Below are 7,224 nucleotides of genomic sequence, written 5' to 3' on the forward strand. Positions count from 1 at the left end.
TGGCCATCGACACGCACCAGCATGTTCTTGGCCTTTTGCTGCTTGAGCGTCTGGGTCGCCAGCACATGCTCGACCTCGGAGGTGCCGATGCCATGGGCCAGCGCGCCGAAAGCGCCATGGGTGGAGGTATGGCTGTCGCCGCACACAATGGTCATGCCGGGCAGGGTGAAGCCCTGCTCGGGCCCGACGATGTGCACGATCCCCTGACGCCTGTCGAAGGCGTCGTAATATTCGATGCCGAAATCGCGCGTGTTCTCGGCCAGCGCCGCGATCTGGGTGGCACTTTCCGGATCGGGGTTGGGCAGGGACCGGTCGGTGGTGGGCACGTTGTGGTCCACGACGGCCAGGGTACGCTCGGGATGGCGCACCCTGCGTCCGCTCATGCGCAGACCCTCGAAGGCCTGCGGGCTGGTCACTTCATGCACCAGATGCCGGTCGATATAGAGCAGCGAGGTGCCATCCTCATTGTTCTGGACCAGATGGTCATCCCAGATCTTGTCGTAAAGCGTGCGAGCCTTGGTCATTGCAGTGTTCCGGCAGGGCGAGTTTGGAGTGGTTCTAAGCCGCAAAGGGGGTAGGGGTCAAGCATAAGCGTACTCATGGGTACGGTTGTGCCTCGCCGCGCCCGAGCCGTTTCAATGACGGAAATGGCGCATGCCGGTCATCACCATGGCGATGCCGGCCGCGTCGGCGGCGGCGATGACCTCGTCGTCGCGTACCGAGCCGCCCGGCTGGATCACCGCCGTCGCACCGGCGGCGACCAGCGCTTCCAGGCCATCGGCAAAGGGGAAGAAAGCGTCGGAGGCGGCAACCGAGCCCTGGGTCAGGGCGCCGTCGATGCCGGCGGCGCGGGCGGCGTCGATGGATTTGCGGTGGGCGGTCAGGGCCGAATCCACCCGGCTCATCTGGCCGGCGCCGATCCCCACCGTGGCGCCATCCTTCACATAGACGATGGCGTTGGACTTGACGTGCTTGGCCACCTTGGCGGCGAGCTTCATGTCGACCAGCTCCTGCGCGGTGGGCTGGCGTCGGGTGACGGTGTGCAAGTCGCAATCGTCGACATTGCGATTGTCGCGCGACTGCACCAGCAGGCCTCCGGCGACGGACTTGACCATGAGTCCGTCGGCCGTGGGATCGGCGAGCCCGCCGGTGAGCAGCAGGCGCAGGTTCTTCTTGGCGGCGAGGATCTGCTGCGCTTCCGGGGAGGCGGAGGGGGCGACGATCACCTCGGTGAAGACCTTGACGATTTCGCTTGCCGTGGCGGCGTCGATCTCGCGATTGGTGGCGACGATGCCGCCAAAGGCCGAGACCGGATCGGTGCGCAGCGCATTGCGATAGGCGGTGGCCAAATCGGCGGCGACGGCGACGCCGCAGGGATTGGCGTGCTTGATGATGGCGACGGCGGCATGCTCGGCCGGATCGAACTCGCTCACCAGCTCGAAGGCGGCGTCGGTATCGTTGATATTGTTGTAGGACAGCGTCTTGCCCTGCACCTGGCTGGCGGTGGCGACGCCGGGGCGACTGTCGCCATTGGTATAGAAGGCGGCCCATTGATGGGGGTTTTCGCCATAGCGCATGACCTCGCGCAGCGTACCGGCAAAGCTGCGATAGCTGACATCGGCAAAGTCGATCTCGCGGGCGAACCAGCTGGAAATGGCGCTGTCATAGGCGGCGGTGCGGGCATAGGCCTTGGCGGCGAGCTGCTGGCGCAGGGCATAGGGGATTCCGCCCGAGGCGATGGCGGCGAGGATTTCGGGATAGTCGGCGGGATCCACCACCACGGTGACATAGGCGTGGTTCTTGGCGGCGGAGCGGATCATGGCCGGGCCACCGATATCGATATTCTCGATGATCTCGTCATAGCCGGCGCCGGCGGCCACGGTCTTTTCGAAGGGGTAGAGATTGACCGCCACCAGGTCGATGATGCCGATGGCGTGGTCGGCCATGGCCTGGGCGTGGTCGGGCTTGTCGCGCACGGCCAACAGGCCCCCATGCACCTTGGGATGGAGGGTCTTGACGCGCCCGTCCATCATCTCCGGAAAGCCGGTGAGGTCGGCGATCTCGCGCACCGGCAGGCCGGCCTTGCTGATCAGGCCATGGGTGCCGCCGGTGGACACCAGCTCCACGCCGGCCTCATGCAGGCCGCGGGCGAACTCGGCCATGCCCGACTTGTCGAATACGGAAAGCAGAGCGCGCCCGACCGTGACCGTCTTGCCCATGGAAATGCCTCATCTGATGCTGGTGACCTGACGGCTCGCTAGCACGAAGACGCCGCCGCGCCAACCGCCCAGATGAGTAGATCAGCCCTGCTCGCGGGTAAAAATCCAGGCGATCTCGGCATCGGCCGCCACCGGCGCATCCAGTACGAGCTGGCGCGTCTTGTGCAGCCCGATATAAGCAGACTGGCGCACGCTTTCCTCCTCGTGGAAATTGGCGCCTTCCCACAAGAAGCTCCAAACCGCGCCATTGGGCAGCACCAGACGCACGATACCTTCGCCGCGATTGCGCCGCACCAATATGCCGGGCGCCAGGTGAAAGCGCAGCGCCAGCTGGCCGGACGGCTCGCCGCGGGCGATCATGCGGTCCTGGCCCACCAGGGTCGTACCCTCGGATAAAAGTGTCAGCCGGCGCTCAAGCCCAATACCGAAGCGCCTGGCATAACCATCGGTGCCCAGGGTGAGCAGATGGTCGTTGGTGTCCAGCGCGATCGTGCCGGCGGCGCGACCGACGGCATCCTCGGAATCGATGGTGGGCGCCGAATGGGCGATGCCGCGCCGGAACAGGGCCCTGCTTTCGGGCAGGTCGGCGGGGGCCGGGCCGCAACTGCCCACGATCAGTTCGCTGCCATGGGAAAATTCGAAGGCAAGGCTGCTGGCGTGGCTGTCGGCACCGAAGCCGGGCGGGGGCAGCTCGCCGGAATCGGCGATGACCACGGCCTCGCCATGGCGCAATATGCCATAGCCGGCCTGCAGCATGGAGCGGGGCCGCCTTGAGGGGCCATTGGCCTGGATAGCGATCAGCACGTCATGGGGCAGCTGGCCGCAGCCGTTGAAATAGGCCGGCTCGCCGCTCGAAAGCGTCAGGGCGTCGAGGCTTTCATGCATGCGGTCGAGCTGGGCGACCAACTCGCGCGAGGCTTCCGAATTCACCGTCGCGGCGATGCGGCGCATCCCGACCAGTTCGGAAAGCAGCTGCAATTGCAGGCGCGGATTGCGCGAACGGTGCAGGCCGGACGTGTCGAGCTGGGCGGCCAGCAACAGGTTGAGCTGTTCGAGGCGGCGGGGCACATCGGCGCGCTCGCCCTCCTGGCAATATTCGGCGCCGAGCAGCGCCGTGGCGGCAAAAAGCGCCTCGGCCGGGTCATGGGCCAGGGGGCGGCGGACCCGGAGGCTCTGGATCTGGGCGCGTAGCAGGCGCTGGATGGTGCGGCTCTCCTGCGGGGTGGCGCCATCGAGCAGCAGCGGCAGATGGCGCAGCCAATTGAGCACGCGCTGTGCGGTGAGGCTCAACGTCCAGCTATCGTGCTCGAACTGGCCTTCATGGGCGATCCAGTCCAGCACCAGCATGCGGGCGAAACGTCGCTCGCCGGGGTCGCGCAAATCGCGGAAATGGCGCAGCCAGGCGAAGCTGTGCAGGTTGAGCCACCACTCGACATGGTCGACATCGAGGCTGAAGGGCGAGGCGCCGCCGGTTTCGATGAGCTTGCTGGCCAGAAGGTAACGCCCGGCCATCATGTCGCGCACCGCATCGCGGTCGGCGGGACGCAATTCCACGATTTCCCCGCCGAAGGGGTCGTCGGCCATGCCCCGCCAGGTCCAGCGCAGGACGGGCAGGGTCACGATGCGGTCGGCGCAGATCAGCGCCAGGCGCCGCAGAACATGGGTGAGGGGCGGTGTCATCAATACACCCGCACCCACCCCGTGGCGAAGGCCATCCCTGCCGCGCGCGTCCCCGTCAAAATCCTGTTCCCCGAAACGGTGCCCCGCTTCGAGGGGCTATCAAAATATCCTGGTCAGCGGCGGCGGAAACGCGCCACGAAAAATCCGTCCATACCGCCCGCTCCCTCCCCCGGCGTCAAGCCGGGATGGGTGCGAACCGCGCCTCGATCGGTCACGGCGGCGGCAAGGTCCGGCAATTCGGACTGGGCCACCGGCAGGAATTCGAGACCCGGCAGGGTTTTAAGCACCCAATCGAGCTGTTCTTCTCCTTCTGCCGGCTCCAGCGAACAGACGCAATAAATAAGTATGCCGCCCGCTTCAAGGCAGCGATAGGCATTCGTGATGAGGGCGCGCTGGAGGCGCACCCGCCCGGCGACATCGGCGGCGGTACGGTTCCAGATCACCTCGGGGTGACGCCGGAAGGTGCCGGTGGCCGAGCAGGGGGCGTCGAGCAGCACGCCGTCAAAGGGCCGGTCGGGGGTAAAGCCGATGGCGTCGGCGATGACGGTTTCAGCTTGGTAGCCAAGCCGGTCGAGGTTTTGCTCGAGCCTGGCCATGCGGGCCGCGTCGCTGTCGAGCGCGGTGACGCGGTAGCCGGCCTTGACGAGCTGGGCGGTCTTGCCACCCGGCGCGGCGCAAAGGTCGAGAATGCGTCCGCCGGCCCTCGCCGTCATCAGGCGGGCGGGAATGGCGGCGGCGGCGTCCTGCACCCACCAGCGCCCCTCGTTGTAGAAGGGCAAGGCATCGACGGGCCGGTCGCGCTGTTCGAGGCGCAGCGTATCGGCCATCACCAGCTCGCCGCCCAGCGCCTCGGCAAGGCCGGGATCGTCGTCGCGCAGCGTCAGGTCGAGCGGCGCGCCTTCGAGAAGGGCGCGGGGAAAATCCATCAAAGCGGCATCGCCATAGGCCTGGCGCCAGGTGTCGGCAAAGGGCATGGGCAGCAGCAGGGCGTCGTCAAGCATGCCGAAGCGGGCGGAATTGGCCTGGGCCCGGCGCAGCACGGCGTTCATCAAACCGCTCAGATGGCGCGATTTGGGATCGCGCTTGGTCGCCTCGACGGCGAGAAACAGCGCGCTATGGGCACCCAGATCGGGCAGGAACACCAATTGCGTCAGCGACAGACGCAGTACGGCCTCGAAGCTGCCTGAACGGGGCGGCAGGCCTTTTTCGAGCAGCTCGGCAATGGTGACGTTGAGCTGGCCATGGCGGCGCAACGCCGTGGTGATGAGTCGGTTGGCCAGCGCGCGGTCGCGGCCATCGGCCAGATCGGCGGTGGCGAGGGGCGAGAAATTCTCGCCCGCAAGGACGGCGCGCAGCCGCTTGGCGGCTGCGAGGCGAAGGCGGAGCCCCGCCGGTTCGGTCTTGTCTGTCACGCTTGCAATCTATCCCCAGGGGCCGCGTTGTCCGCCATCCTCGTCGGTGCGCCCGACCGTCGGCACGCGCCAGCCGCCACCGATGTCGCGGCCGGTGGAAACCGGGCGCGGGCGGGGCTGAGGCTTGCGGCCCTTATCGTCCAGACGCATCTCGGCCGCAAGCCTGCGCAGCGCCTCGATGCGGTTGGCGGTGTCGGGATGGGTAGAAAACAGATTGTCCATGCGGGCCCCGGAGAGGGGATTGACGATATACATATGGGCCATGGCCGGGTTGCGCTCGGCGGCCACATTGACCTGGCGCGCGGCTTGTCCGGCGATCTTGTCCAGTGCCGAGGCCAGGGAAAGCGGATCGCCGGAAATCTCGGCGCCGTCACGATCGGCCTCGTATTCGCGGGTGCGGCTCACCGCCATCTGCACCAGCATGGCGGCCAGGGGCGCCAGAAAGACCATCAGCAGGGCGCCGATGCCGCCCAGGGGATTGTCGCGGTTGTTGTTGCCGCCGCCAAAGAACAGGCCGAACTGGGCCAGCGCGGAAATGGCGCCGGCAAAGGTGGCGGTGATGGTCATGGTCAGCGTGTCGCGGCTGCGGATGTGAGCCAGCTCATGGGCGATGACGGCGGCGACCTCATGGGTCTGGAGCTGGCGCAGCAGGCCCGTCGAGACCGCTACGGCGGCATTTTCGGGGTTGCGGCCGGTGGCGAAGGCATTGGGCTGGTCGGTCTGGATGACATAGACCGCCGGGGTGGGAATGCCGGCCTTGCGCGAGAGGATGTCGACCATGTCGTAGAGCTCGGGCACGCGCGAGCGCTCCACCGGTACTGCGTTCTGCATGCGCAGCACCAGCTTGTCGGCGTTCCAGTAGCCTAAGAGATTGGTGACGGCGGCAAAGCCGAAGGCGATGACCATGCCGGAGGTGCCGCCGATGAAATAGCCGACGGTCATGAACAGCGCCGTCAGCGCCGCCAGAAGGACATAGGTGCGAAACGCATTGAACATTGTGAGCCCTTGGGTTCAGGTTCCTGCGCGATTATGTTGTGTGGCATGGGGCCATGTGCAAGCAACGTGACCGAAAAGTCATGAGGACGGAACGATGAGCGAAGAGGTTGAAAAGGCGGCGCCGGTAGCGGGGTTGAGTGCGGCGGCCATGCGGGCCCTGGCGGAAGCCGAGGCGCGGCGCAGCGCCATCGATGCGCGCACGGCCTTCGCCCCCAAGGAGTTGGGCGGACGCGGCGGGCTGGAGCCGGGCCGCTATGGAGACTGGGAGATCAAGGGGCTCACCAGCGATTTCTGAGCCAGGCTCAGGGAGCGATGAGGTCGTTGAGGCTGAAGCCGGCGGCAGAGGCGGCCACCGTGGCCGCCACCACGATGATGGCCGCGATCAGCCCGTATTCGACCGGGGTCACGCCGGCTTCGTCATGGGCAAATTTCAGCACGATCGTCATCATCGGGGTACGCATCCGGCACAAGGGAACTGGCGGCAAGGTCCACGAAACCGGCTGAACCGAAGCTGAACGGCGGCTGGTGTCTTCTCCCCTCCCATGGAAGGGTGAATAAACTCTAAGTCTTTGGCGTTAACCGCTTTCCCAGGGCAAAAAGTGATCGCCTAAAGCATGTCTGCCGAAACCGGTGCCTACTTTCGGCAGGCATGCCTTAGCGGCGGGCGTCGGCGATTGCGGGCAGAATGGAAGCCTCGATGTCCGCCTTGGTCATCGGCCCCACATGCTTGAAGGTGATGACGCCTTTCGCATCGACGATGAAGGTTTCGGGCACGCCATAGACGCCCCAGTCGATGGAGGCGCGGCGATTGGGATCAGCGCCCACCGCGTCATAGGGATTGCCCAGCTCCGCCAGGAAGGCGCGGGCATTTTCGGGCGCGTCCGCCTGGTTGATGCCGAAAAGCCGGACGCCGGCGC

At 66.3% G+C, this 7,224-nt stretch carries 8 protein-coding genes; 1 reads left to right on the top strand and 7 read right to left on the bottom strand.

Annotated features, from left to right (window positions below; translation table 11 throughout):
- The 5 genes from VDP82_RS11525 to htpX form a co-directional block, all read right to left on the bottom strand.
- Positions 1-524: aconitase family protein (locus VDP82_RS11525; protein WP_323014993.1), on the bottom strand; the 524-nt coding region annotated here is incomplete at its 3' end.
- 111 nt (positions 525-635) lie between these two features.
- On the bottom strand, positions 636-2,219 hold the full coding sequence (gene purH / locus VDP82_RS11530) for a bifunctional phosphoribosylaminoimidazolecarboxamide formyltransferase/IMP cyclohydrolase (protein WP_323014994.1): 1,584 nt from the start codon (positions 2,217-2,219) through the stop codon (positions 636-638).
- An 81-nt stretch (positions 2,220-2,300) separates the two neighbouring features.
- Complete coding sequence (locus VDP82_RS11535; protein WP_323014995.1) at positions 2,301-3,899, bottom strand: heparinase II/III family protein; 1,599 nt, start codon at positions 3,897-3,899, stop codon at positions 2,301-2,303.
- Positions 3,900-4,012: 113 nt separating this feature from the next.
- Positions 4,013-5,311 (bottom strand): RsmB/NOP family class I SAM-dependent RNA methyltransferase, encoded by a 1,299-nt coding sequence (locus VDP82_RS11540; protein WP_323014996.1) that lies wholly within the window; start codon positions 5,309-5,311, stop codon positions 4,013-4,015.
- A gap of 9 nt (positions 5,312-5,320) precedes the next feature.
- Positions 5,321-6,307: a zinc metalloprotease HtpX gene (gene htpX, locus VDP82_RS11545; protein ID WP_323014997.1), complete on the bottom strand. Its 987-nt coding sequence runs from the start codon at positions 6,305-6,307 to the stop codon at positions 5,321-5,323.
- Between the two features lie 94 nt (positions 6,308-6,401).
- Here htpX and VDP82_RS11550 point away from each other — a divergent pair, with 94 nt between their 5' ends.
- Positions 6,402-6,602, top strand: a complete 201-nt coding sequence (locus VDP82_RS11550; RefSeq protein WP_323014998.1) for a DUF1674 domain-containing protein — start codon at positions 6,402-6,404, stop codon at positions 6,600-6,602.
- 7 nt (positions 6,603-6,609) lie between these two features.
- Here the strand turns inward: VDP82_RS11550 and VDP82_RS11555 are convergent, their stop codons facing one another.
- Both VDP82_RS11555 and VDP82_RS11560 read right to left on the bottom strand, forming a co-directional pair.
- Positions 6,610-6,756 carry a Flp family type IVb pilin gene (locus tag VDP82_RS11555; protein WP_323014999.1) on the bottom strand — a complete coding sequence of 49 codons (147 nt, stop codon included), beginning with the start codon at positions 6,754-6,756 and terminating at the stop codon, positions 6,610-6,612.
- Between the two features lie 205 nt (positions 6,757-6,961).
- Positions 6,962-7,224: redoxin family protein (locus VDP82_RS11560; protein WP_323015000.1), on the bottom strand; the 263-nt coding region annotated here is incomplete at its 5' end.

The organism is Devosia sp. (genome assembly GCF_034675085.1).
Lineage (GTDB): Bacteria > Pseudomonadota > Alphaproteobacteria > Rhizobiales > Devosiaceae > Devosia.